This window comes from Oceanobacillus neutriphilus (assembly GCF_014645515.1).
Classification (GTDB): domain Bacteria; phylum Bacillota; class Bacilli; order Bacillales; family Amphibacillaceae; genus Oceanobacillus; species Oceanobacillus neutriphilus.
The window spans coordinates 73338-97986 of sequence record NZ_BMLW01000011.1 but is presented as its reverse complement, the minus strand read 5'-3'; the positions used below and the strand labels follow the sequence as shown (position 1 = coordinate 97986).

The window sequence follows — 24649 nt, the reverse complement described above, 5'->3', positions numbered from 1 at the left end:
ACATAGAGATGAAACCGATTTTATATTTTTTGAAACAAATCTATCGTTATTCCGGGAAAATCGTCTATATTAATTTATTTGCAATGGCTGGTATTGGTCTATTAGATAGTGCTGCGATTCTATTACTTGTCCCATTGATCAGCATGAGCGGCATTGTAGATATGGGAGTAGAAACAATACCGATTTTAAGCATGTTTGACTTTATGGCGGACATACCAGCCGCTCTTGGTCTGCCAATCATATTAGTTGTTTTTGTCATGCTTGCCATTGGGCAAAATATTGTAAAACGGCAGCTGAACGTGAAAAACACCAGGTTACAGCAGGGCTTCTTACGATATATGCGTGTGGAAACATATAATTTGTTACTGTATTCTAAATGGCAGATTTTCATTAGAAATAGAAAGTCCGATTTTATTAACATTTTAACATCCGAAATTGCACGTTCCAGTGTAGGTGTTTATTCTGTATTACAATTTATATCATCTATTGTGTTCACTTTTATTCAGATAGGGCTGGCATTTATTCTTTCTCCTGTGATTACGGCATTTGTACTTCTGTGCGGCTCTGTCCTTATCCTGTTTAACCGTAAATTTTTAAAAAGGTCATTGACTTTAGGAAACAGGAATTATGAATTGTCTAAGGAGTATATCAGCGGGATAACTGATCATATGAATGGGATAAAAGATATTAAAAGCAATACATTGGAAAAATCAAGATTAGACTGGTTTGGGCTGGTGACCAAAGAAATGGAAAATGAACAAGTGGAGTATATGAGGTTGAAATCAACTTCACAGTTATATTATAAAACAGCATCTGCTATTTTAATTGCTATTTTTATCTATTTTGCCATAATGATGTTTCATGCCCAGGCAGCACAGCTTATGCTGATTATCATTATATTTTCAAGGCTATGGCCCGGAGTTGCAGGGATTCAGTCATCGATGGAACAAATCGCAGCAACAATTCCTTCTTTCAGGGCAGTAATCTCCTTACAGGAAGAATGTAGAAATGCGAAAGAGTTTAACACAGATGAAAGTTTAAAAAGCACCCCAATTATAATGAAAAAAGCTATTCAATGTGACCAAATTTATTTTCGCTATAATGCAAATAACGATTGCGCCTTAACAAATATTAATCTGGTGATTCCACCCAATCAAATGACAGCATTTGCAGGGCGCTCTGGAGCAGGGAAAAGCACATTAATTGATTTATTAATGGGATTGAACCGGCCGGAGAAAGGAAAAATTCTAATAGATGGGGCACCACTTTCGTATGATAATATTTCAGCCTGGAGAAAATCTATCAGCTATGTGCCACAGGAACCGTTTCTTTTCAATACAAGTATTAGAGAAAACCTGGAAATAGTAAAAACAGATGCAGCAGAGGAAGAAATATGGGAAGCTTTGGAGTTTTCGTCGGCTATAGAATTTGTAAAGAAACTTCCTGATGGATTGAATACTATTATCGGTGATCGTGGAATTAAGTTATCTGGCGGTGAACGGCAGCGTATTGTATTAGCGCGGGCAATATTAAGAAAGCCTTCTATCCTTGTGTTGGATGAAGCCACTAGTGCTTTAGATACAGAGAATGAGTCCAAAATTCAAACTGCACTGGAAAGGCTGAAAGGTAAGATGACAATTATCGTTATTGCACATCGTCTATCAACCATTCGAAATGCCGATCAGGTCGTTGTACTGGAGGAAGGGCGGATTATACAACAGGGAGGCTTTATGGAGCTTTCCAATGAGAAGAAAAGTATGTTCAGCCATCTTTTAAATAACCAGATAGAAGCAATGAGATAAGAGGAGTTTTCTGTATTGGAGAGTGATAAACTGTGAGGAAAATAAGAGCAAAAATTCTTCCAATCCTATTTTTAATATTTCTTGTAATCGTTTTATACACTGTTTGGGACAATAATCGGTTTATCATCGCCAGACAGGAAATCAAAATAGATCATTTACCAGAACAGCTGAACGGTTTCCGTATTCTCCAGGTTAGTGATCTGCATGAAAAGCAATTTGGTGAAAATCAAAATAGGCTGATAGAATCAATTAATTCGATAGACTACGACGCCATTGTTTTTACAGGCGATATGCTCGATGATGTGGAAAGCACCAACTATGACAGCTTTTTCACATTAATCGAAGGAATTGATAATAAAGAAAATGCGTTATATATACCAGGGAATACAGATCCGGCAAATTATCAGATTGACAGAACAGTTGAAAAGAGTGAGTTTATTCAAGGGATGGAAGAACGAGGAGTTCAATTATTAGAATCCATTTATTCAGTTCCTGTTGATGGAAAAAATGTTCATTTTATTCATTTTGAATTGTCTATCTTAAAAGATCCAGAATATATGGGCAGCGTACGAGGAATATCAAAACCGGATTACATGAATGAGGAAAGCTACCTTCTGCAGCAGGAAACGTTGTGGGAAGAGCTGTCATCACTTGAGGACCGGGATGAAGCGGATGTCCTTATTGCATTGAACCATTATCCGATTCCTGATATTCGGATTGATCATATTCAAGCCAATCCTGAGCTGGTATGGCCTGACTATGATTTGATTATGGCAGGACACTATCACGGAGGACAGATTCGTTTACCATTTATAGGTGCTCTCTTTATTCCAGAGCCCTGGTATGAACCAAACAGCTTATTTCCACCGCAGGGCCGTGTAAAAGGATTATGGGAATATAGTGATACAAAGCAGTACGTCAGCGCAGGGCTAGGCAGCAGCGGTGCAGTTCCTTTTATGAAATTCCGCTTGTTTAATCCTCCTGAAATCAACCTTGTTATCTTAAGAGGGGCAGTCAACGGGCAATAAAATAATAATTGTAGAAATCCAGTTGTATTTATCAGACAGCAGAGCTCGTAATAAATAAATTTCCTTATAAGAGAAAGATAGGATACTTTTAATTTTTAAATAAGAATAAACTATAAATACAAATGAAGATTATTATAAAAAAATTAATTTATTGTCAAAATCCCCATTGGAAATTCGACTTGTTTTTTGGTTTTATTCTTTATTATTCACAGATTTTGTTTCAATAAAAATTTCAGATTTATAATAAAAAGAAGCCCTGTTTGTTGAATGGAGCTGTAGTTATAGTTATTTGCTTCACCAAATAGATGGTTAAATAGGGGGGATATGTCATAATTTGAATTTTCTTATTTGACAAAACTAGTGCGCTAATGACAAAACAAGTCAAACGCTTCATGCTAAATATATAGTAAAATAGGCTTGTGTATTTGTGTTTATAGGTAATCTTGGGGCATTTCTATTCCGTCTTTTTAATACAAAAGAGAGTGGAGAAAACATGGTTATCACTATCGCCCATTATTTTGTGTTATCTGTTAAATATGTTGAAGACCTGCACTGACACGGATGAAAAAGCTTTTCTGGACTTGTTATCTCTTGACTATATAAATTTCATTCTATTATAATACTAATGAATAATATTACTGGTGAGTAATATATTTAATATAAACTGGAGCAGGTGTTTTTCTTGAATCAAAGAGGAAGAAAAAAAGGAGCAGATGGAACAAAAAGCAGAGAATTATTTCTTACTATTGCTAAAGAAGAATTTGCCAATAATGGCTATCATGAAACAAAGGTAAGCACAATCGTTGAAAAAGCTGGTTTGACACAGCCAAGTTTTTATTTATATTTTCAAAGTAAGCAGGCAATTTTCCAGGAAATACTGGATTCATTCCGTATTAAACTAACTGATTTGACAACACAGAGCAGACTTAGTCCTGGAATTGATGAACATGCTTTGGAAGATCGGATTGCTGGAGGATTAAGTGCCATTTTTAAATTTTTTGCAGAAAATATACATTTAACGATCATCGGTTTTTATATGTCTGCAGAGGCTGATGACATCAAAGAAAAAATGGCAAACCAAATCAAAGATAACCTTCTTTATGAACAGGAAATCGGCTACTTTCATCTTCACCTTGATATGAAATTTGTTTCGGAAAGTCTGGTAGGCATGATAGAGTACTTGACAAAAACTCAATTATTTACAGGATTAAAGGAGCCGCAAGCACTTGCTAAGGATATTGTTCAAATCTTGTTATATGGTATGACAAGAGGAAAAAATGAAATTTAAAATTACAAACATATTGTTCTGAAAATAAATCTGCTGGTATTATTAATCAATTTAAAGAAGGGAGGTGAAATGATAGTCTCATTTGACGTAAGCTTTGTCGTTTAATTAAAAATTGAAAGTAGTCATTAATATGGGTGGCAGCTACCATTCATATCTTTGTTGCCTTTATGATAATAGATAAGAATAAATTTCGGAATATTTTGTTTTAATTATTGTTACTAATTTACCCTGTTTGATAAGTAGAAAGGTCTTTAAGCAGCATGAATGACTGATAGTAGCCATATTATCTGTATTAATGATGGGGGCGGGGTTGTGAAAAAGAAAATCGAAAATGTTGTGCTTGATCAAGAATGGATTACATTAATAAAAGAGGCAAAAAAATTAGGGCTGTCACTGGAGGAAGTTCGTCAGTTTCTAGTTCATATAAGAGAAAAAACAAAAGTTTGATTTGGATTTCAATGATAGAGAATTTAATAAATGCACCTTTGGCAAAATGTGGTAAAATAAAGAATCTTAAACAGTTCAGAATACCAATTTGCAAGGTGCATTTTCTTATGAAATTACAACTTAAATATACACTTGATTTTTCCTCAGTCTGATTATTATACTTTTATTTCTAATTATGAAGGTGTAAAATACCATAATTATACCTGAACCCTCATTAAGAATTAACTTTCTGTACATCCTCTAAATAATGATAGAACTCTTCACCAAAGTTATGATATAATTCGCAGAGAAAGAGGTGAAAAACTTGATTGGTGAAAAAATCAAACAATTACGAAAAGAAAAGAGGATGTCGCTTTCTGAGCTTGCTGAAAAAGCAGGAGTGGCGAAGTCTTATTTAAGCTCAATTGAGCGAAACCTTCAATCAAACCCTTCTATCCAGTTTATCGAGAAAATCAGTCAAGTGTTGGATGTTTCTGTAAACGATTTAATAAATGAGAATAATACGATAGTTGAAACGGAGTTAGACAGTGAATGGATGAAAATTGTAAAAGAGGCAATGGAGTCCGGAGTTTCCAAAGAACAATTTAAAGAATATCTGGAATTTAATAAATGGCGGCAAGAAAAAGATAAGTAAGTCACCTAACCGTTTAGCAGCATGCTTTACGGTTTTTTTGATTATATGGCCTTCATTTTTTAATCAGACATAGAAACTGCAACCTAAAAGAATCGGAAAAGGAGAGATTCCAATGAACACAGATACTCAGATAGCGACAGGGAATACTGCTGAGATATACCTTTATAACAATAGAATTGTAAAGGTTTTCAATGATTATCTGCCTGACACAGAATCTGAGATGGAGGCAGTGAAACAACAATTTGCCTTTTCATCAGGTCTTCCTGTGCCAGAAGTTTTCGATCTTGGACAGTTTAAAGGAAAACAAGCTATTATGATGGAATATATTAAAGGAAGAACTTTAGGAGACCTGTATATGAGTAATAGAGAACAAGCAGAATATTACTTGTCTATTTCCGTTGAAATACAGCAAAAGATCCATCGGGTGATTCCTGATTTAGGTGCGTCAGAATTAATGTATAATAAGCTTTGCCGGCAGATTAAGGAAGCTGACAGCTTAACTGAAAAACTGAAAAACAATCTATTACGAAAACTGGACACAATGACATTTGAAAACAGACTTTGTCATGGAGATTTTCATCTGTTTAATTTGATTTCAGCAGATGGAAAGGTGTATATCATTGACTGGGTAGACTCCAGTGCAGGAGATATCCGGGCTGATGTATGCAGGACTTATCTATTATATAGCCGGCATTTCTCTGAATTAGCTGACAGCTATCTTCAGTGTTATTGTAAAAAAAGTGGATTGTTAAAAGAAGAAATTTTGCAATGGGCTCCAATAATTGCCGGAGCGAGATTATCAAAATACGTGTCTACAGAGAATGCAGCACAATGGATAGAAATTATTAACAACTATCGTTTATAATGAAAATAAAATAATTTTGCTTGAAAAGATGTATAAATGTACTATTTAGGGAGATGCGAATTAATGGATACAGATTATTGGACGAATTTGGATCATATACCAAGGCATGTAGCAATGATTTGTGATGGAAATGGACGATGGGCAAAGAAAAGAGGGTTACCGCGTAGTGCCGGTCATCTTGCGGGTGTGAATACTGTAAACGAAATAACAATTGAATGTAAGAGGGCAGGCGTAAAATATTTATCGTTATAGAGGATGTTCAAAAAGCTCCCAAATGATAAGCTGCGAATCTCTGCGTTGACGTGGCTTTTACGATACTCACGTATTTAAAAGAATACGCTCCGTTCGTAAAAGCCACGTCGCCTTGACCTTCTTGCTTCTAATCTGGCTACTTTTTGAACTCACATTTATATGGATTCTCCACAGAGAACTGGAAACGCCCAATCAAAGAAGTAAATTATTTAATGCAATTATTTGTGAAATTTTTGCTTGAGTGGAGCAGGAAGCGATGGAAAATAATATACGTTTCCATCATATTGGTGATTTAAATGGATTACCGGAAAAATTAATAGAGGAAATAAACAAAACTATTTTGCTGACCAAAGATAATGACGGTATGGTTTGTAATATAGCTCTAAATTATGGGGCAAGATCTGAAATTATTCGGGCAGTAAAAAGAATTAATGAGGCATCTCAAGAAGATAATACAATAATTCAGCAGCTTAATGTAGAAAATTTTAATAATTACTTAGACACACAGGAACAGCCCGATATTGATATTTTGATCCGGACAGCTGGAGAACGCAGAATTAGTAATTTTCTTCTTTGGCAGATACATAATGCCTATTTATGGGCAGATAAAGCATTCTGGCCCGATTTTAAGATTGAAAATTTGGCTCTGGCTTTTCAGAATTATAACAGCTATTTGATGAAGCAAAGAGTATAACTATGCTTCCGTTAGTAAATGAAAATATATTTTTCCAAGTGTTATAGAGATATGATGAAATGGCACAGCAAGGAGAATCACATGAATCAGCTTGCAGAACTAAAAAACATTAATAAGAAATACGGAAAGAAAAAAGTTTTACATGATGTTTCACTTACCATAAAAGAAAAACAGGTTATTGCGATTCTGGGGGAGAATGGAAGCGGTAAAAGTACCTTTTTACGTATTGCAGCAGGGATAGAACGGCCAGATTCAGGGCAGGTTTTATATGCTCCTAAGAACTTAAGGACCGGTTATGTACCAGAACGGTTTCCTAAATATCTCCGTTTTACACCGGATGAGTATTTGCACTATATTGGAAAGATAAACGGTATTTCAGAAATTATTCTAAAACAGCGTATTCCATTATTATTGCGCCGTTTTCAATTGGATAAATGGAGTAATAGGAGAATTAACGAGTTATCTAAAGGGAATATCCAAAAAGTCGGGATTATTCAAGCAATTCTTCAGCAGCCAGAATTATTAATTTTAGATGAGCCGTTATCTGGATTAGATCTATCAGCGCAGCAGGAATTGCTTTCTATTATCAGCGAATTGAAGGAACAGAAGACAACGATATTGTTGACCTATCATGAATCTTCTATGTTTGAAGGGATTGTGGATCAAACATATTACATAAAAGATGGCTGCCTGGCGGAAGAAATGATAACTGAAAAACAAGATATGAAGCTGATTGAGATAAAAGGTTTAATAGATATCGATGTGGAGGAATGGAAGGAAATATTATATAGTGAAAAAAGAGAGGATAAATTATTACTATATGTAAGCTCAGATGATAGTAATCAAATTTTAACGAGAGTGCTTACAGCTGGAGGAAGTATCGAATCTGTCAACAGCACAGATTTTAATAACTAAGGAGAGATTTTTTGAAAGATGTAATTAAATATAGTTTGCATGACTATATACGTTCCCATAAATATTTTCCGCCAATTTCTACTTTTTTTGTGCTAATCCTGGTGTTTTATACTTATAAGCCAAATCCAATTGTTGACAGTTATGCGATTACGGCATTATTTTTATTTGTAATTTCTGCCTGGCTATGTTTGAGTGTTCTTTCCCTGGATTCACCTGTCCAAAGACAGCTGATGATTTTGCATTTGGGAAGCAGCTATCGGTATTATTCAGCAAAATTATTGACCGTGATGCTGATTGCCGTCCTGTTAACTGTATTTGCGTTTCTCTATCCAATTATTTTTAATATGTTTCCTGATTCAGTATCTCTTGCAGTTGGTTTCATATCTTTTGTTAATCATCTTCTCTTAGCTGCTCTTGGAATTTGTGTTGCCAGTTTTTTTAGTAAAGTGATGATGGAAAGTGCTATCAACGCCTATGGAGGATTAGTGCTGACCATTATTTTGTCTATTGCTGCACTGGGTATTGAGAATGTTTTACCCGCATCGTTTAAATATACTGTCTGGCTTTTGCCTCCAGCAACCATTACCCAACGGCCATTGATTCAATGGGAGGAAGAAAGCCTGTCCAGTATATCCTATCTACCATTTTTATGGATTGTTATTTATACTGTAATTATTCTGCTGTTGTTTCTAATAATGGCAAATAGAAGACGGTAATATATATTATATTATGTTCCTAAGCACAGCTATTTTGATAAGCAGCAGAAGATTTACAACATGGAAATAGGGGTGAAGATTCTTGGCTGGTATACTTTCTGTTTTATGTACTATTTTATTAGTTTTTAATTTTTGGAAAAACAGAAAAAAGCTGAAAGAAACATATTCAAAACTTAATTATGTTCAAATAATAGGTGTGATTATTTCGTATTTGATAACAATTGTTATAGTATTTATGCTTATTTATTATGCTGGAAACTGGCTGGTCAGCTTTATTCCATTTACTTTTCTTCGTTCTGCAGCATTTTTGGTAATTGTAGTTGTCGTACTCTTTTCTTGTTTATATTTGCTTAATAAAGCATTAACGAAGATAACAAATGGTATTTTATAAATGTATGCTCAAAATAGCCGGTTGTATAAAGTACCTTTCGAGGTACTTTTTTTAGAGCATAGGAAACTATAGAATTGTAGCCTTGTGGATAACTATTTATAAAAATACAGCCGAGTCCAGCTCCAAGCGCCAAAAACTAGGAGATTTCACGTCGCGCCCTACGATAAGTCAACATCGGTTCGTCACCTCACCGTGTTTCCTTTATCTCAGTTGCGCCGCTCCAATCTCTACGTTTTTAAGCAGGCGCTCTGCGCTTTTGTTCTTGAATTAATAATTGTTCTTTAAGATATTTTTTTATAACTTGATGGGCATCAATTATTTTCTTTTTCCTTCGCGATAAAATGACAGTGTAATCAAAGTAGAAGCGGAGGGAATAAAAAATGAAGCTGCAGAAATTTTTGATAAAACATAGATACTCTTTTGTCTATATCAGTGGTGCGTTGATCGGGTCAGGGTTTATCTTTAAATTCTTATTCAACTGGGATGCAGGATATTCACTTGCAATGATAACAGCTTCCATTATTGGCAGCCCGTCGATAGTTATTCAGGCATATCAGGCACTGAAAGTAAAAATAATCAGTATTGAACTGTTAGTATCCATCGCTGTAACCGGAGCGTTTATAATCGGTGAATTCAGTGAAGCTGCTATTGTTATCTTTCTGTTTTTATTTGGAGGTTTATTGGAACAAAAGACACTGGAGAAAACACGTTCGGCCATTCAGGAACTCATAAAAATGGCACCTGCCAGTGCTTTACGAATCGATAAAACTGCCATAAAAGAAATTCCTGTTGATGAAGTAAATAAAGGAGATCTGCTTCTTGTTAAAACGGGAGCACAAATTCCTGTAGATGGTGTTATTCGAGAAGGAGATGGCTATATTAATGAAGCGAGTGTAACAGGAGAATCCAGAGTAGCTGGTAAAGCAATCGGAGAGAAAGTGTTTGCCGGTACAATTTTAGAAAATGGTACGTTGAAGATAGAAGCTGAGAAAATAGGGGAAGACACGACTTTTGGAAAAATTATTGAGCTTGTTGAAGAAGCACAGGATAATAAATCTGAAGCGGAACGATTTATTGACCGTTTTGCTAAATACTATACGCCGATTGTATTGCTGCTTGCGTTTATCGTCGGTTTTCTTTTCCAGAATATCCACTTGGCAATAACAATTCTGATTTTAGGATGTCCAGGGGCACTGGTTATTGGCGTACCTGTTTCTAATGTTGCCGGCATTGGGAATGGAGCAAAGAATGGCATTTTAATAAAAAGCGGTGAATTGTTGAACGCATTTAGTAAAGTAGATACAATGATATTTGATAAAACAGGGACATTGACCAAGGGCAAACCGGCAGTTTCTGAAGTGAAAGCATATACGGATGATATACAAGAAGCTCTTCAGCTGACTGCAAGTGTGGAAAGAGAATCGGAGCATCCGTTAGGGCAAGCAATATTAGATTACGTGAGGGAAACCAGATATACAAAAATTAATAAAACAGAAGTTGTGAAAGGGCAGGGAATTATTGCACAAATCGATGCACAGAAAATAATAATTGGCAATCAAACATTAATGGAGAATCATTCTGTTTTGGTAAACAGTCAAGCAGAACAGGACTCACTTCGCCTTCAACAGTCGGGAAACTCTACAGTGTTTGTAGCAATCAATAATCAGCTGGCATTGTTGATCGGTATTAAAGACCAGGTTCGACCGGATGCAAAAAGAACGCTGCAAATCTTAAAACAAATGGGAATAAAGCATTTTGTTATGTTGACAGGAGATAATCAGACAACAGCAGAGATGGTGGGAAATGAATTAGGAATAACGGAGATTCATGGTGACTTCCTTCCAGAAGATAAATCCAGCTTTATGAAAAGGCTTCAAGATAAAGGAAGAACGGTAGCATTTGTCGGTGATGGTGTGAATGATAGTCCTTCTATCGCTTTAGCAGATGTAGGAATTGCAATGGGAAATGGTACGGATATAGCTGTGGAAACCTCTGATATTGTTTTAATACATTCTAATTTTAAAAAATTAATTCACGCTTTTGGTTTAACAAAGAAAACAGTTGCAAATATGAAAGAAAATATCATGATTGCTGTGGGTACAGTGATTTTTCTGCTTACCGGATTGGTTTTCGGATATATTTACATGGCCAGCGGTATGCTGGTGCATGAATTAAGCATCTTAACAGTTGTTATCAACGGGATGCGTTTATTACGTTATCATAAAAAATATGAAAAACTTGATAGCTGTCAAGTACTAAATGAAAAATTGGAAGTACAATAAAAATGTAAATAATAGAAAGAGGGGATTATTCATGGAAAAAGTGACAATTCAATTAGAGAGCCTGACTTGTCCGTCATGTATCCAGAAAATTGAAAGTGCTGTCCGGAAGCAGCAAGGTGTTGGAAAGGTTAGTGTCCTATTTAATGCTAGTAAAGTAAAAGCGGAAATTGATAATAAGGAAACAAATGCCGACAAATTAACAGGAGTTATTGAAAATCTGGGTTATACAGTAGAAAATACAAAAGTACAGGGCATATAATGGAGAAAAGAAGATAGATTCTCAGCTTTATTCAATTTCTTAAATAAAGCCGGATTTTGAAACGGAGGGCTTACGATGAATCAGGAGCATTTATGCGTCACAGCAGTACCACTTTTTCATCATTTGGATTTAGAAGATCAAAGGATGATTAATCAGCTGGTAAATCATCGTATTTTTGAAAATGGTGAACAAATTATTACCCCCGATGGAGACCCGAAATTAGTTGTGGTTGCACGCGGAAATATGAAGGTATATCAACTTTCAGCAGCTGGTCGTGAGCAATTGTTAAGAGTTGTCGGACCGAACGGCTATGAAGGTGAGGGTTTACTATTGGGCGCCCGAAATGAAAATCTGTTTGCGGAAGCATTACAACAAACAGAAGTTTGTTTGTTAAAACAGGAGGATTTTCAAAAAATATTACTGCAGTATCCCGAATTAAGTCTAAAGCTGTTAGAAATCAATGCTCAAAAAATGATGGAGGCAGAGCAGCAAACCCGGTTTTTAATGATGGAAAAAGTTGAAGAACGCTTAATGACGTATCTTCTTGATTTATATAAAATTACTGAATCAGCACAAGTAGAAATTCCTATGAAAATGAAAGAATTAGCTTCTTTCTTGGGAACAACCCCAGAAACAGTTTCCCGAAAATTGAAATGGCTGGAAAAAGAGGGACTTATTCAAAGAAAAAGAAATAAAATAAAACTTCATGATAAAAAAGATTTGGAAAACCGTTTATTATGAATAAAATGAAAGACAAGTCTCGTAAAAGACCTGTCTTTTTTAGATTAATCCTTACTGTAATGTTGCTGTTCCCATTCCTCACGCAGCATGCCCATACGGATAGAATCATAATATTCTCCATTATAATACCGGACCTTCCGAATGCGTGCTTCCATCTGCATACCGAGTTTTTCCGCAACCCGAATCATACGCAGGTTGCCAGACCAGGTTGTCAAACCGGCACGAACGAGGGGCAAATGGTTAAAAAGATGATTAATCCATAATTTCAAAGCCCGTGTGCCAACACCCTTTCCCCAGGAATCTGCTTCATGCAATACAATACCAATTTCCAGCCAGGATGAAGGCTCATGCTCCCAGTAGTAAGAAACGGTTCCCAGAACATGACCATCAACTTCCACAACCCAGTAATTTTCGGAAGCTAACCAATTTTCCTGTTCTGATAAAAAGGCTTCGTACGATTTTGTATGGTGCGGGAAATAAGGAGCATCCCATTTTTTCCATTCCGGCTTCTCTTCTTTAAAAATTAATTCCCATAGACGTGGTAAATCTTCTTTTTTTATAGTGCGAATTGTTAGGTTATTATCTGTATACATCAAATGATGAATCTCCTCTTCACTTCATTTTTGTTTGATTTTTTCTATGAAAAATGATTGAAAAGGGAAAATATCTTTACTTTCCAATCACCTGTATAACCTGTTTCATTTTAATCAGCTCCTTAAAATTGAATTACATTTAGTATAACAAAAAATGGTTCGAAAAGTAGGCACAAAAAAACAAGCGCAATTGCTCTTACGCTTGTTTTTTAAATTATTATTGGAAAGATTTAGCTCCAAGATAATGATCTTGCCAGTAGTCAATGCTCATATCAGCAACAACCATTTCACCGCTTCCGCTGCTTGCGTGAATCATTTGATTATTACCGATGTAGATTCCGCTATGAGATGCACCAGGTGTGTCGTAAGTGCCTTCAAAGAAAACAACATCGCCAGGACTTGGAGAATCTACATGCACTCCGTCATTTGCCCACATTCCAGCATGTGTACGGGAAACACTGATACCCACTTGCTCAAATGTATAATTGATTAATCCACTGCTGTCTAAAGCAGAAGGATTTGGATCCCCAGGTGTATATGCTCCAAATTTATATGGAACCCCAAGTGCACTTTCCGCTGCCGCTACAATATTTGCTCCAGTAGCTGATGCAGTTTCTGTATTGCCAGAATCGTTAGAACCGTTGGAGTCATCCGTATTGCTTACTTCTTCGATAGTAATACCTTCATCTTCTGTTGCTTCAGAAGATTCACCGGAATCTGGAGTTGAATCAACAGGACCTCCAAGCGCACTAGAAGTTGCCGGCCCTACAATACCATCAACCTGCAATCCCTGATCTGATTGGAAATTTCTTACGTCCTGTGCAGTAAGTTCACCAAAGATACCATCTACATTGCTGGAAGAGTAACCAAGATTTTGTAATGAACTTTGTACCTCTTCTACGCCTGAACCAGAATCACCTTGTTGAATAAGAGAAGAGTTAACTGTTGCAGATGGAGTTTCTGCCTCAGAAGATTGTTCTGCATTAATATTTGGGAGGTTACTTTCTTCGTAGGTGATGTCTCCCTCAGAAGATCCTTCTCCCGCATTTGCTAATACGCTGGATCCTACCACTGGAGTAAGAGCCAAAGTTGCTGCAAATGCAGTAGAAATAACATATTTTTTTGCGTTAAGATTCGATGGTGCCAAAAGAATTCCTCCTTAAAATTTTTACTATAATTTTGCTGAAAAATAGAAACCTATGTAGAAGATTTCATTCCATCATGATGTGCTTGTCCGTAAAACTTCTGCTATGATCAGAGAGAAATACGAATTGATAGATAACTAGAGTAATGGACATGAACATCTTGACCGCTCAGTAAGTTATTAGCTGAACGTTTATTTTTTCACTATGCACAAGTTAACATAGAGACATCACAAGAAGGTGTCCATATTTTTAAGGGACGATAACAAATTATTAAAATATATTACAGGATTAGACACGTTTCGATATTGTCTGAATCAACATTTTCAATGAATTTCACTGTTTTTTTCATTTCATTTTCATGTCGAAAAGCTATTTTTATTACAATCCTGTAAAATAAATTTCTTTTTTTCAAAGATAATTAGAAATCCTGGAGAAAATACGGTATCCTTTAAGAGAATTAACCAGATTATAAGAGTTATCCGATGGTAACTGGTCTGCAGAATGAAAATACCGATGAAACCTTTTGTTATGTTCAAACGTACAATTACATAAGCTCGGAAGAAAGGGATGATTCAGAATGGGTTTTTTTAAAGGCTTTCATTCATCTGAACGAGAAGCAAAGAAAAGCAGGCAAAACTTACAGAAAAGTAAAAAAGAAATGGATAGGGTTATGCGGGAAATGCGTGCTAAAATAGATACAATTCAGGTAAATATAACAAGAACGAATGAAGAAATTTTAGAGCAGCAGGGACTTGCAGATAAATATGCAAGCTATGAAGAAAGAGCAAAACAATCAAATGAAAAAAGCCGTTTTCAAATACAGCGGGAAGCAGCACTCCAAGAGCTTGAAAAATTACAAAAGCAAAAATACGATTTAGAAGCTCAGATGGTTCCTTTCAAGCAAAGCTATGACCGGATGAGCCAGACGTTTAGCGAAACCTTTGACCGCCTCGACGCCATACAGAGAGAGACAGCAGCTAAAGAAAATGAAGCGGATATAATGAAATATACAACAAAAGAAGAAGAAAAAATCCAGTTTGAGCTTGCTGAGGCAGAAGCACTGCTTGAATTGCGATCAGAAAAATGAGGTGAAGACGGATGTTAGTGCATTATAAGTGTCCCAACTGTGGTGCAGATATGAAATTTGACAGTGCATCTGGTCACTTGGCTTGTGAGAGCTGTGGTCATGAGGAGCATATTGATACATTTGATGATGTTAATATTACGCAGTCTTTTGAAGAAGATGAAGCGAAGGAATATCATTGTGAAAATTGTGGAGCTGTTGTCTTGACTGATGCAGATACAACAGCGACATCATGCAGCTTTTGCGGTGCAGGAGTGGTCCTTGCTGATCGGTTATCCGGTGAGCTGGCCCCTGCTAAAGTCATACCATTTACCATCAGTAAAGAGGAAGCAATGCAGGCATTTAAAAAATGGTGTAAAAATGGCCGACTGACACCAAAGGGCTTTATGACAGCTGATCGTGTTAAAAACATCACCGGGATGTATGTACCGTTTTGGATGTATGATCTGGATAATGATGTAGAGGTGAAAGCAACAGGAACCAAGGTGCGTACATACCGCCGCGGGGATTACCGTTATACAGAGACAAAGTATTATCGGGTGCGCCGGGATATTGATATCAGTTATTTAAAGGTTCCTGTGGATGCCTCAGAAAAAATGGATGATGAGCTGATGGATAAGCTAGAGCCTTATGACTATAACAAGCTGGAAGGCTTTAAAACACCTTATTTAGCTGGTTATTTAGCAGAAAAATATAATTATACCGATGATGAGCTGTTTGATAGGGTAAAAGCAAAGATTAGAGGATTTTTGGATACTTATATTGGTTCAACCGTACGGGGTTACACCTCTGTAAACTATGAGCAGAAAAATATACGCACTAAGAAAGCAAAAAGCTACTATGTTCTTTTGCCGGTCTGGATGGTTTATTATGATTTTGACAAGCAGGAGCATACATTTGCAATGAACGGGCAGTCAGGAAAAATTGTCGGCAAGCCGCCGCTGAGCTATTCAAAGGCTGCACTCTGGTTTTCTGGTATTGCCGGAGGGTCATTTGTATTATTTAAAACAATAGCTATTATGCTGGGCGGTGATATCCTATGAGAAAGTATTTAATCACAGCCATTTTTCTATTATTTATATCTTTATTTATTGTTCCTGGAGTTTTTGCAGAGAAGCAGTATATCTATGATGATGCCAATATATTTACTGATAATGAGCGGACAGACCTGGAGAATAGAGCAGCTGAGTACAGTGAAGAGAATGAGATTGATATTCTTATTTTGACAAAGGATGAGTCTGATGGAAGGGATATTGAACCTTATATTGAAGATTTTTATGATGAGCAGGGTCCTGGATATGATGGGGATCACGGAGATACGGTTATTTTGGGACTCGATTTTTCGGGTGGACCAGGAGATCGTGATTTATATGTAGCAGGTTTTTATGCAGGTGAAAAATATGTAGATAATAAGCGTGCAGCTCAAATTGTAGATCAACTTATCCCAGATTTATCAGTAAATGATTATTATGATGCTAGTTTATTATATTTTGAAAAGGTAGATAAATATATGGGAGTCAGTCCAATAGTAAATCCAGATGGCTTTTTACTTCAGACATGGTTTCATTTATTAGTAGCTGTTATAATTGGGGCAGCAATCGTCGGCTCAATGATTTTTAATATGGGTGGACGTGTAACAACTAATGCAAGCACGTATCTCGATGCAAATAATTCACGTGTAAAAAGCAAGTCAGATAGATACTTGCGTCAAACCGTTACGAAAACAAAAATTCAGAAAAACACTGGAGGCGGCCGCGGCGGTGGTGGAGGTGGAATGACAAGAGGAGGTCATTCACATTCTGGAGCACGTGGTAAATTTTAACTTATAGAAGGCTATAAAGAAAGGATGAACTGAATAATGGGTTTTTTTAGAGGACAGTTAGCTAATGTTATAGAGTGGGAATCATTCCGCGATGATATGATTTTCTGGAAGTGGAATAACAGGGAGATTAAAAAAGGAAGTAAATTAATTATCCGGCCCACCCAGGATGCTATCTTTTTTAACCAGGGGAGAATTGAAGGTGTTTTTAAAGATGAGGGTGAGTATGAGCTTGAATCAGATATTATTCCTTTCTTATCAACATTAAAAGGATTTAAATTTGGCTTTAACAGTGGAATGCGCGTGGAAGTACTGTTTGTAAATACCAAACAGTTTACTGTGAAATGGGGTACAAAGAATGCGATAAATATTCCTTCACCGCAGCTGCCAGGCGGTATACCTATCCGCGCCAATGGAACCTTTCAATTTACGGTAAAAGATTATGTGAAGCTTATAGATAATATAGCAGGAGTAAAGGATAGTCTTCTTGTTGAGGATATCCGTCTGAGAATCACTGCGGTTCTGGATCAATTACTGATGAAGTGGATTACCAAAGAAGGTAAGGATATGTTTAATCTTCAGGCGAATTCCTTTGAAATTGGTGAGGGAATCAAAGAAGATTTGGATATGCAGGTGAACCAGGACGGTTTTGAGATTAATGGTTTCAATATTATCAGCTTTAATTATCCGAAAGAGATTCAGGATATGATTACAAAAACAGCATCACACGGTATGATTGGTGACATGGGGCGTTATAAAGACGTAGCAATGACAGATGCTATTTCTTCCGGAAAATCAAATGGCGGTAATTCGGCAACGGATATGGCCGGTATGATGATGGGAATGAATATGGCAAAAGAAATGATGAGCGGTGCTAATGAGCAAAAGTCAGCAAATCAACAGCAGCAAAATCAAAACGGTCAACAAAATCAGAGTCACCAGCAAAATCAGCAGCCGCAGAACCAACAGGGATCCTCAGAGAATGAATCAAGTGGATCTATTCCAAACTTCTGCCCAAACTGTGGAAGTAAAACGCAAGGAATGAACTTTTGCGGGAATTGTGGGTATAAGTTGGTTTAAATAAGAAAAAACAATTAGAAAATCAGGTAATGAAGGTACTATCTTAATTAGATGGTATCTTTTCTTTTTTTATTTCACTAACCGTCATTAAAAGAACTAATCTAATAAGAATAATACGCTTTTAATCAAATGGGAATTTTCAAAAATTTATTGAAAATTCTATTGACATTAAATAAAATGCTATGCTAATATATTGTTAATTTAATTAATTAAGAAACTTTTAGAGGGAGGACGAAGAATGAATTTAGAGAGCTTGATTGGAATGAAAGATAAGGTTGCAGTCATTACTGGAGCAGCTTCAGGAATTGGTTTAGCTACATCTAAATTATTCGCTCAATTAGGGTGTAAGGTAATTCTGTTAGATATTAATACACAAAATGGTAAGGCAGCAGAAGAAGAAATTATACATAGCGGAGGAAGTGCAGAATTTATTACTTGTGATGTCACTTCTGAATCAAATATTAAAGAAGTTATTCAAAAAGTTGTAAGCGATTTCAATAAAATAGATATTCTTTTTAATAATGCAGGAGTGATTAAGCGTAAGAATTTATTGGAGCATTCAGAAGAAGAATGGGATTTAGTAATGGATGTTTCTTTAAAGAGTATTTTCCTTCTTTCAAAACAAGTCATACCTATTATGAAGGAGAACGGGGGCGGCACTATTATTAATACAGGTTCTGGATGGGGTCTAAAAGGGGGAGATAATGCTGTTTCTTATTGTGCATCAAAAGCAGGAGTCGTTAATTTGACAAAAGCGATGGCTATAGACCACGGAAGTGACAATATCAGAGTAAACAGTATTTGCCCGGGAGATACAGATACGCCGCTGTTGAGGGGAGAAGCAAAACAGCTGAATGAAGAAGAAGGGAAGTTTTTAGAGGATTCAGGTAAAGACAGACCGTTGAGCAGAGTTGGTACACCAGAGGATATTGCAAAAGGTGTTTTATTTTTAGCAAGTGATTTATCAGAATGGGTTACTGGAACAACCTTAGTAGTGGATGGTGGAGGATTAGCCTGATAAAGGAGGATGATAAACAATGACAAAAGCAATAACGCACCCTTATTTACCAAATACGAATCCGGAAATAAAAGCACAGATGCTAAAAGAAATTGGTGTAGAAAGCATCGAAGAACTGTATCAGACTATACCAGAGGAGCTAAGATATACCGGTAAATTAAACATTCCGGAAGCTTTGAATGAATTTGAACTGAAAAGAGAAGTAGGAAATTTATTGCAGAAGAATAAAGGGACAAATGAAGTGATCAGCTTTTTAGGCGGCGGATGCTGGCAGCATTTTATACCAGCTGTATGTGATGAAATAGCTTCCAGAGCTGAGTTTGTAACTGCATACGCTGGAGATGAGTATGAGGATCATGGAAGATTCCAAGTACTGTTTGAATACCAAAGTTTGCTGGCGGAATTGCTTTGTGTAGATGTTGTGAATGTGCCAACATTTGACTGGGGACAGGCAGCAGCAACTGCAATCAGGATGGCATCCAGATTAACAACGAAGAAAGAAGCACTTGTACCCAAAACGGTTGCACCGGAGCGATTAAAAATTATTGAAAATTACTGCTCACCGGATGTAGAGATAAAGCTTATTAATTATCAGGAAGCTACAGGGGAATTAGATTTAACCGATCTTAAGAACAATATATCAGAACAGACAGCAGCAATATATTTTGAAAATCCAAGTTATCTGGGATTTTTAGAAACTCAAGGAGAAGAAATAAGCAGGATAGCTAAAGAATCAGGTGCTATTACCATTGTAGGTGTTGATCCAATCTCATTAGGTGTATTGGAATCACCTGTTCAATATGGTGCAGATATAATTTGCGGGGAGCTCCAGCCTTTAGGAAACCCTATGAATTATGGCGGAGGACAGTCAGGTTTTATTGCAACAAGAGATGAGATGGAGTACATTTCCGAGTTTCCTTCCAGATTATTTGGAATTACCCCAACGAGTCAAGAAGGGGAATATGGGTTTGGTGATGTTTTCTATGATAGAACTTCTTTTGCAAAACGGGAAAATGGAAAAGAATCTGTCGGGACACAAACATCTATGTGCGCCATCACCGCAGGAGTTTATCTTGCATTAATGGGCCCAGAGGGAATGGCGGAGCTGGGACAGACTATTATGCAGCGCAGCCAGTACGCCATGAAGAAGCTTAATGAAATAGAAAAGATAAGTCCGAGTTACTTTAATAACGTAAACTTTAAGGAATTTGTTGTCGATTTTAATGAGACAGGAAAAACAGTGGAAGAAATTAATCAGTATTTATTAAGCAAAGGAATCTATGGTGGTATTGATTTATCAGAAGAATTTCCTGAATTAGGACAATCCGCTTTGTTCTGTGTAACAGAGGTTCATAGTAAAGCAGATATTGATACATTAGCAAAAGAATTACGTTCATATTTGTAATGGGAAGGAAGTGAGTATATGCAAGATATAAAAAGCCAGAAGAAGGTTAGAGATTTTCATCAGGCAAAGTGGAATGAGCCAGTCATATTCGAGCTTCATCAAAAAGGAGAAAGAGGCGTTGTACCGCCAAAGACGGAAGAGGAGATTGCATCTACAGTCGGTGACGGGATATCAAAGCTCCCCGGTCATTTGAAGAGAAGCCGGGCACCGGAGCTTCCGGAGATTTCCCAAAACAGAGTGCTGCGCCATTATCTCAGGCTGTCACAGGAAACATTAGGGGCCGCATTTAATGTGGAAATTGGCCAGGGAACATGTACGATGAAGTATTCCCCGGTCGTAAATGAAAAGCTTGTTGCTTCAGAAAAGTTAAGGTCTCTTCATCCAAAGCAGGCTGAAGAGACGGTGCAGGGCACTCTGAAAGCAACATATGAATTAGACTTGTACTTACGTGAAATTTCAGGAATGGACTATTTTTCATTTCAGCCAGGCTCCGGTACCCAAGCACTGTTCGCCATGGCATCAATGGTAAGAGCATATCATGAGGCTAATGGAGAAGGAGAACAAAGGGACGAGATTATTACTACGATATTCTCACATCCTTCACAGGCAGCAACTGCGGCGGTAAAAGGATATAAAATAATCACATTATATCCAGATGAAAACGGCTTTCCTGATTTAGAAAGATTAAAAGATACTGTATCTGAAAGAACAGCAGGATTTGTTGTTGCCAATCCAGAGGATACAGGAATCTATAATTCTAGAATCAAAGAATTTACAAAGGTTGTCCATGATGCAGGAGGTATTTGCTACTATGATCAGGCAAATGCAAATGGACTGCTTGGAATTACACGGGCAAAAGAAGCAGGATTTGATATGTGCTTCTTCAATCTTCACAAAACCTTCTCTACACCGCATGCTTGTGGCGGACCTGGTTCAGGAGCAATTGGGGTGGTAGAAAAGTTAAAACCTTATTTACCAAAGCCGATTATTAAGAAGCAGGGTGAAAAGTATGTTTTGAATACGGATTTAGAGCATTGTATCGGCAAGGTCCGATCTTACTATGGTGTAGCTCAAAATATTATTCGTGCATATGCATGGATTCGTTCACTGGGACCTGATGGTTTGAAGGCAGTTGCTGAGACAGCAGTCCTTAATAACAATTATTTATACAGCAAAATAAAAGAAATCAAAGGTGTAGACGTACCTTATGCAGAAGGCGGCAGGTTAGAACAGGTCCGATACAGCTGGGAACCGTTGTATCAGGATACGGGTATCACGACAGAGGATATCTCAAGAAGAATGGCAGATTTTGCACATCAGTATTGGACAAGCCATCATCCATATGTTGTTCCACAGCCATTTACATTAGAACCGACAGAATCCTATTCAAAGGAGGATCTGGACGAGTATATTGGGAGTCTGTCTCATATTTCCAATGAAGCGTATACATCACCTGAGGTTATACGGACAGCGCCGCATTGCAGTTCGATTCATAAGATTACCACGGATAAATACTTTGAAGATCCGGAGCATTGGGCGATTACTTGGAGGGCTTATTTGAAAAAGCATGTGAATGCAAAAGTATGACATTCGTTTAGGAAATTATTATGAGAGGATGGTTTAAATGAAAAAGAAGCTGGTTGTACTGCTTAGCGCTCTTCTTTTAATGATGATGTTAGCAGCTTGTCAAAGTGAGGAAGCTGATGGAGATAGTGATGAAGTAACTTTAGAATTATGGAATAATCTTGCATCTGGATCTACTTTTTTCCCAAAATTAATTGAAGAATTTGAGGCGGATAATCCAGGTATTAAAATCGAATTGAATAATGTAAACGTAGAATCAAGTGATGCAGAGTATCAAGCAGCAATATCTGATAATAGTTTACCTGATATGTTTATTACGGATGCATTTTCAATGAATGAACTGGTTGATTTAGATTTGGTTCATGAGCTGAATAGCGTATTTCCAGAGGAAGCACAGGAAGAATATACAGATGGTGTTTTTGACGAAGGGAATACAAGAATTGGAGATAATATTTACTTATTCCCGATTTTTAAAGGCGGGACATATATGATGTATTACAATAAAGCAGTATTAGATGATTTAGGGATAGATACTGTTCCAGAAACATGGGATGAGCTCCTTGCAGTAGGGAAAGAGGTATATGAAAAGTCAGACGGAAATACAGAGGGCTTGATATTCGGCGGAACCTCCGGCTGGTTAGTGGATGCATTTGTCCAGCTTATGGCTACAGAGCTTTCACCTGAGAGCCGGATGGACTATGTCAATGGCGAATACAGTTTTAATAATGAAGGTAATATTGAAACGATTGAATTTCTTAAAGAAATGCTTGATGAAAATGCACTATCCAAGCTGACATTAGAAACAAATTCTACAGTTGCCAGAGAATATTTTGCAGTTGGAAAAACGGCATTTCTTATTGACGGAAACTGGACTGGTCAATTGTTGGAAGATGAAAATGAATTTAGTGATTGGGGTGTTGTCCAGCTTCCTACTAAAAATCCAGATGGCAAGCAATATGGTGAATTTGGCGTATCCAGTAATGATGGTATGTTTGTATCTAATAATACCGAACATTGGGATGAAGTAGAGAAGTTTCTAATCTTTTTAAGAGATAATATGTATGAAGAATTAGTAAATGTCGGAGAGGCAACGATTGCTAAAGAATTCGATTTAGTGGATGGAGAAGCTCCTTTTGAACAGATTACAGATATTCAGGATATCTTTTCAACAATGAGTATTCAAGTTCCTAATCCACTCGCAGTGGACCCCGATGCATTAGACGTGCAATTAGAGGTGCTGAAAAATGGGCCGGATTCATCACCTGGAGAAATTCTTATGGGATATTTAACAGGACAGGTGTCTGATTTAGAAGGAGAGCTGGAAGCTTATGAATCTGCTTATAATAAAGCATTTGATGATGCATTAGAAGCACATGAAAGTGTGACACGAGAAGTTTTCCAATTTCCTGATTGGGTGCCATATGAGCCGTATACAGGGGAAGATCATCAGTAGATTAAACCTTACTCTGAACAAATTTCTATTATGAATATAAATTAGATGAAATGGATGGAAGAAAAGCGAAGAGCTGATTATCATTTTATCATAATGATTTTGAATTAAGGTATGGAAATAATGAGGGAGGCTTCTACAAAAAAAGACAGTACAATGTAGAGGCCTGCCTCATTTAATCTTTCGAGATAGGAGAATCTTCCATGGCAAAGAAAATAAAAAACGGTAATGGAATTAGTAAATATAATCGAAATAAATATATTTGGGCTTATATTTTTATACTTCCCCAAATCATTGTGTTTTTTGGTTTCTCACTTTATCCAATCGTCATGAGTTATGTGTACTCCTTTTATGATTGGTCAGGAATTGGACCATTAACTAATTTTGTCGGACTGAAGAATTATTCGAGAATACTTACGGAATCAAGCTTCTGGAATGCATTTGGAAATACCTTTGTTTATACAGCAGGTTTTACAGTTGTTTCAATTTCAATTGCTTTAATACTGGCGCTTGTGCTAAATAATCCTAATTTAAAAGGAAGAGGTATATACCGGACAGTTTATTTCCTGCCAGTAGTTACTACAATGGCGATTATCGGGATTGTAATGCAGAATATTTTCGGAACACAGGGGTTCTTTAATGAATTCCTTAAGGCAATTGGTCTGATTGATCAATCTATTTCATGGCTGTCTAATCCAGTCTTGGCTATGATTCTATTAATTATTATCGGGTCATGGAAGGAAATTGGAATAACAATGATTTATTGGCTGACCGGCCTACAAATGATACCAAGAGAAGTATATGAAGCGGCAAAAATTGATGGTGCCGGATCCTGGCAGACATTGCGATACATAACACTGCCATTACTTAAACCAATTGGTGCCACGATCTTACTCCTGACGGTTGTCAGCAGCATGAGAGTTTTTGATTTAGTAAAAACACTGACAGAAGGTGGTCCATATTTTGCAACGGAGACTCTCGAATTATACATTTACCGTTTTGCGTTTGCACCAGATGGCCCATCGCAGGTAGGATTTGCATCTGCGGCAGGAGTTATTTTAGGATTGACTGTATTTATCGTCAGCTTAATTCTAGGATGGGTTGTTTATAAAGTAAGTGGTCAGAAGAGAAAACCGCTTGGTGGAGGGATTAAATAA

At 36.8% G+C, this 24649-nt stretch carries 26 protein-coding genes; 24 read left to right on the top strand and 2 right to left on the bottom strand.

Annotated elements, in window-relative coordinates; all coding sequences use genetic code 11:
- Positions 1-8: 8 nt before the first annotated feature.
- From IEX29_RS17940 to IEX29_RS17870, 15 genes are all read left to right on the top strand, one after another.
- Entirely contained in the window at positions 9-1802 is a 1794-nt protein-coding gene (locus tag IEX29_RS17940; protein ID WP_188735851.1) for an ABC transporter ATP-binding protein, read from the top strand.
- Positions 1803-1834: 32 nt separating this feature from the next.
- Complete coding sequence (locus IEX29_RS17935) at positions 1835-2830, top strand: metallophosphoesterase (protein WP_188735849.1); 996 nt, start codon at positions 1835-1837, stop codon at positions 2828-2830.
- Positions 2831-3503: 673 nt separating this feature from the next.
- The gene (locus IEX29_RS17930; RefSeq protein ID WP_373290693.1) at positions 3504-4118 is read left to right on the top strand and encodes a TetR/AcrR family transcriptional regulator; all 615 of its coding nucleotides are present in this window, start codon (positions 3504-3506) and stop codon (positions 4116-4118) included.
- Positions 4119-4382: 264 nt separating this feature from the next.
- Positions 4383-4565 (top strand): anti-repressor SinI family protein, encoded by a 183-nt coding sequence (locus tag IEX29_RS17925; RefSeq protein ID WP_188735845.1) that lies wholly within the window; start codon positions 4383-4385, stop codon positions 4563-4565.
- Between the two features lie 304 nt (positions 4566-4869).
- On the top strand, positions 4870-5199 hold the full coding sequence (locus tag IEX29_RS17920) for a helix-turn-helix domain-containing protein (protein WP_188735843.1): 330 nt from the start codon (positions 4870-4872) through the stop codon (positions 5197-5199).
- 112 nt (positions 5200-5311) lie between these two features.
- A complete protein-coding gene (locus IEX29_RS17915) occupies positions 5312-6064 on the top strand; it encodes a phosphotransferase family protein (protein WP_188735841.1) in 753 nt (250 codons plus the stop codon).
- Between the two features lie 63 nt (positions 6065-6127).
- Positions 6128-6316 (top strand): undecaprenyl diphosphate synthase family protein, encoded by a 189-nt coding sequence (locus IEX29_RS17910; RefSeq protein WP_373290692.1) that lies wholly within the window; start codon positions 6128-6130, stop codon positions 6314-6316.
- Between the two features lie 143 nt (positions 6317-6459).
- Positions 6460-6612 (top strand): undecaprenyl diphosphate synthase family protein, encoded by a 153-nt coding sequence (locus tag IEX29_RS27265; protein ID WP_188735837.1) that lies wholly within the window; start codon positions 6460-6462, stop codon positions 6610-6612.
- The gene (gene uppS / locus IEX29_RS17900; protein WP_188735834.1) at positions 6573-7010 is read left to right on the top strand and encodes a polyprenyl diphosphate synthase; all 438 of its coding nucleotides are present in this window, start codon (positions 6573-6575) and stop codon (positions 7008-7010) included. The genes IEX29_RS27265 and uppS overlap by 40 nt, the downstream gene beginning before the upstream one ends.
- 81 nt (positions 7011-7091) lie before the next feature.
- On the top strand, positions 7092-7925 hold the full coding sequence (locus IEX29_RS17895; protein ID WP_188735833.1) for an ABC transporter ATP-binding protein: 834 nt from the start codon (positions 7092-7094) through the stop codon (positions 7923-7925).
- A gap of 11 nt (positions 7926-7936) precedes the next feature.
- Positions 7937-8641: a hypothetical protein gene (locus IEX29_RS17890; RefSeq protein WP_188735831.1), complete on the top strand. Its 705-nt coding sequence runs from the start codon at positions 7937-7939 to the stop codon at positions 8639-8641.
- Positions 8642-8723: 82 nt separating this feature from the next.
- Positions 8724-9032 carry a hypothetical protein gene (locus IEX29_RS17885; RefSeq protein WP_188735830.1) on the top strand — a complete coding sequence of 103 codons (309 nt, stop codon included), beginning with the start codon at positions 8724-8726 and terminating at the stop codon, positions 9030-9032.
- 380 nt (positions 9033-9412) lie between these two features.
- A complete protein-coding gene (locus tag IEX29_RS17880; protein WP_188735828.1) occupies positions 9413-11314 on the top strand; it encodes a heavy metal translocating P-type ATPase in 1902 nt (633 codons plus the stop codon).
- Between the two features lie 31 nt (positions 11315-11345).
- A complete protein-coding gene (locus IEX29_RS17875; protein WP_188735827.1) occupies positions 11346-11573 on the top strand; it encodes a heavy-metal-associated domain-containing protein in 228 nt (75 codons plus the stop codon).
- A gap of 75 nt (positions 11574-11648) precedes the next feature.
- Positions 11649-12314 carry a Crp/Fnr family transcriptional regulator gene (locus IEX29_RS17870; protein ID WP_188735826.1) on the top strand — a complete coding sequence of 222 codons (666 nt, stop codon included), beginning with the start codon at positions 11649-11651 and terminating at the stop codon, positions 12312-12314.
- A gap of 44 nt (positions 12315-12358) precedes the next feature.
- On the opposite strand, the gene IEX29_RS17865 is transcribed toward IEX29_RS17870, so the two are convergent.
- Positions 12359-12907, bottom strand: a complete 549-nt coding sequence (locus IEX29_RS17865; RefSeq protein ID WP_188736057.1) for a GNAT family N-acetyltransferase — start codon at positions 12905-12907, stop codon at positions 12359-12361.
- 217 nt (positions 12908-13124) lie between these two features.
- The gene (locus IEX29_RS17860; protein ID WP_188735824.1) at positions 13125-14054 is read right to left on the bottom strand and encodes a C40 family peptidase; all 930 of its coding nucleotides are present in this window, start codon (positions 14052-14054) and stop codon (positions 13125-13127) included.
- A 575-nt stretch (positions 14055-14629) separates the two neighbouring features.
- Between IEX29_RS17860 and IEX29_RS17855 the strand changes: the two genes are divergently transcribed.
- From IEX29_RS17855 to IEX29_RS17815, 9 genes are all read left to right on the top strand, one after another.
- Positions 14630-15139, top strand: coding sequence for a hypothetical protein (locus tag IEX29_RS17855; RefSeq protein ID WP_188735821.1), 510 nt, complete (start codon positions 14630-14632; stop codon positions 15137-15139).
- Positions 15140-15150: 11 nt separating this feature from the next.
- Positions 15151-16179 carry a TFIIB-type zinc ribbon-containing protein gene (locus IEX29_RS17850; RefSeq protein WP_188735819.1) on the top strand — a complete coding sequence of 343 codons (1029 nt, stop codon included), beginning with the start codon at positions 15151-15153 and terminating at the stop codon, positions 16177-16179.
- Positions 16176-16958 (top strand): TPM domain-containing protein, encoded by a 783-nt coding sequence (locus IEX29_RS17845; protein WP_188735817.1) that lies wholly within the window; start codon positions 16176-16178, stop codon positions 16956-16958. The genes IEX29_RS17850 and IEX29_RS17845 overlap by 4 nt, the downstream gene beginning before the upstream one ends.
- Positions 16959-16994: 36 nt before the next feature.
- On the top strand, positions 16995-18035 hold the full coding sequence (locus tag IEX29_RS17840) for an SPFH domain-containing protein (RefSeq protein WP_188735815.1): 1041 nt from the start codon (positions 16995-16997) through the stop codon (positions 18033-18035).
- 238 nt (positions 18036-18273) lie between these two features.
- Positions 18274-19053, top strand: a complete 780-nt coding sequence (locus IEX29_RS17835; RefSeq protein ID WP_188735812.1) for an SDR family NAD(P)-dependent oxidoreductase — start codon at positions 18274-18276, stop codon at positions 19051-19053.
- Positions 19054-19072: 19 nt separating this feature from the next.
- Positions 19073-20458 carry an aminomethyl-transferring glycine dehydrogenase subunit GcvPA gene (gcvPA, locus tag IEX29_RS17830; RefSeq protein WP_188735810.1) on the top strand — a complete coding sequence of 462 codons (1386 nt, stop codon included), beginning with the start codon at positions 19073-19075 and terminating at the stop codon, positions 20456-20458.
- 18 nt (positions 20459-20476) lie between these two features.
- A complete protein-coding gene (gene gcvPB / locus IEX29_RS17825) occupies positions 20477-22045 on the top strand; it encodes an aminomethyl-transferring glycine dehydrogenase subunit GcvPB (protein WP_188735808.1) in 1569 nt (522 codons plus the stop codon).
- 37 nt (positions 22046-22082) lie between these two features.
- The gene (locus IEX29_RS17820; RefSeq protein ID WP_188735806.1) at positions 22083-23495 is read left to right on the top strand and encodes an ABC transporter substrate-binding protein; all 1413 of its coding nucleotides are present in this window, start codon (positions 22083-22085) and stop codon (positions 23493-23495) included.
- Positions 23496-23695: 200 nt separating this feature from the next.
- On the top strand, positions 23696-24649 hold the full coding sequence (locus IEX29_RS17815) for a carbohydrate ABC transporter permease (RefSeq protein WP_188735803.1): 954 nt from the start codon (positions 23696-23698) through the stop codon (positions 24647-24649).

Bases quoted from the DNA above. Each gene is read 5' to 3' on its own strand.
- IEX29_RS17940 (WP_188735851.1), top strand. From the start codon at position 9: ATGAAACCGATTTTATATTTTTTGAAACAAATCTATCGTTATTCCGGG.
- IEX29_RS17925 (WP_188735845.1), top strand. From the start codon at position 4,383: ATGACTGATAGTAGCCATATTATCTGTATTAATGATGGGGGCGGGGTT.
- IEX29_RS17915 (WP_188735841.1), top strand. From the start codon at position 5,312: ATGAACACAGATACTCAGATAGCGACAGGGAATACTGCTGAGATATAC.
- IEX29_RS17910 (WP_373290692.1), top strand. From the start codon at position 6,128: ATGGATACAGATTATTGGACGAATTTGGATCATATACCAAGGCATGTA.
- uppS (WP_188735834.1), top strand. From the start codon at position 6,573: ATGGAAAATAATATACGTTTCCATCATATTGGTGATTTAAATGGATTA.
- IEX29_RS17895 (WP_188735833.1), top strand. From the start codon at position 7,092: ATGAATCAGCTTGCAGAACTAAAAAACATTAATAAGAAATACGGAAAG.
- IEX29_RS17880 (WP_188735828.1), top strand. From the start codon at position 9,413: ATGAAGCTGCAGAAATTTTTGATAAAACATAGATACTCTTTTGTCTAT.
- IEX29_RS17875 (WP_188735827.1), top strand. From the start codon at position 11,346: ATGGAAAAAGTGACAATTCAATTAGAGAGCCTGACTTGTCCGTCATGT.
- IEX29_RS17870 (WP_188735826.1), top strand. From the start codon at position 11,649: ATGAATCAGGAGCATTTATGCGTCACAGCAGTACCACTTTTTCATCAT.
- IEX29_RS17865 (WP_188736057.1), bottom strand. From the start codon at position 12,907: ATGTATACAGATAATAACCTAACAATTCGCACTATAAAAAAAGAAGAT.
- IEX29_RS17855 (WP_188735821.1), top strand. From the start codon at position 14,630: ATGGGTTTTTTTAAAGGCTTTCATTCATCTGAACGAGAAGCAAAGAAA.
- IEX29_RS17850 (WP_188735819.1), top strand. From the start codon at position 15,151: ATGTTAGTGCATTATAAGTGTCCCAACTGTGGTGCAGATATGAAATTT.
- IEX29_RS17845 (WP_188735817.1), top strand. From the start codon at position 16,176: ATGAGAAAGTATTTAATCACAGCCATTTTTCTATTATTTATATCTTTA.
- IEX29_RS17840 (WP_188735815.1), top strand. From the start codon at position 16,995: ATGGGTTTTTTTAGAGGACAGTTAGCTAATGTTATAGAGTGGGAATCA.
- IEX29_RS17835 (WP_188735812.1), top strand. From the start codon at position 18,274: ATGAATTTAGAGAGCTTGATTGGAATGAAAGATAAGGTTGCAGTCATT.
- gcvPA (WP_188735810.1), top strand. From the start codon at position 19,073: ATGACAAAAGCAATAACGCACCCTTATTTACCAAATACGAATCCGGAA.
- gcvPB (WP_188735808.1), top strand. From the start codon at position 20,477: ATGCAAGATATAAAAAGCCAGAAGAAGGTTAGAGATTTTCATCAGGCA.
- IEX29_RS17820 (WP_188735806.1), top strand. From the start codon at position 22,083: ATGAAAAAGAAGCTGGTTGTACTGCTTAGCGCTCTTCTTTTAATGATG.
- IEX29_RS17815 (WP_188735803.1), top strand. From the start codon at position 23,696: ATGGCAAAGAAAATAAAAAACGGTAATGGAATTAGTAAATATAATCGA.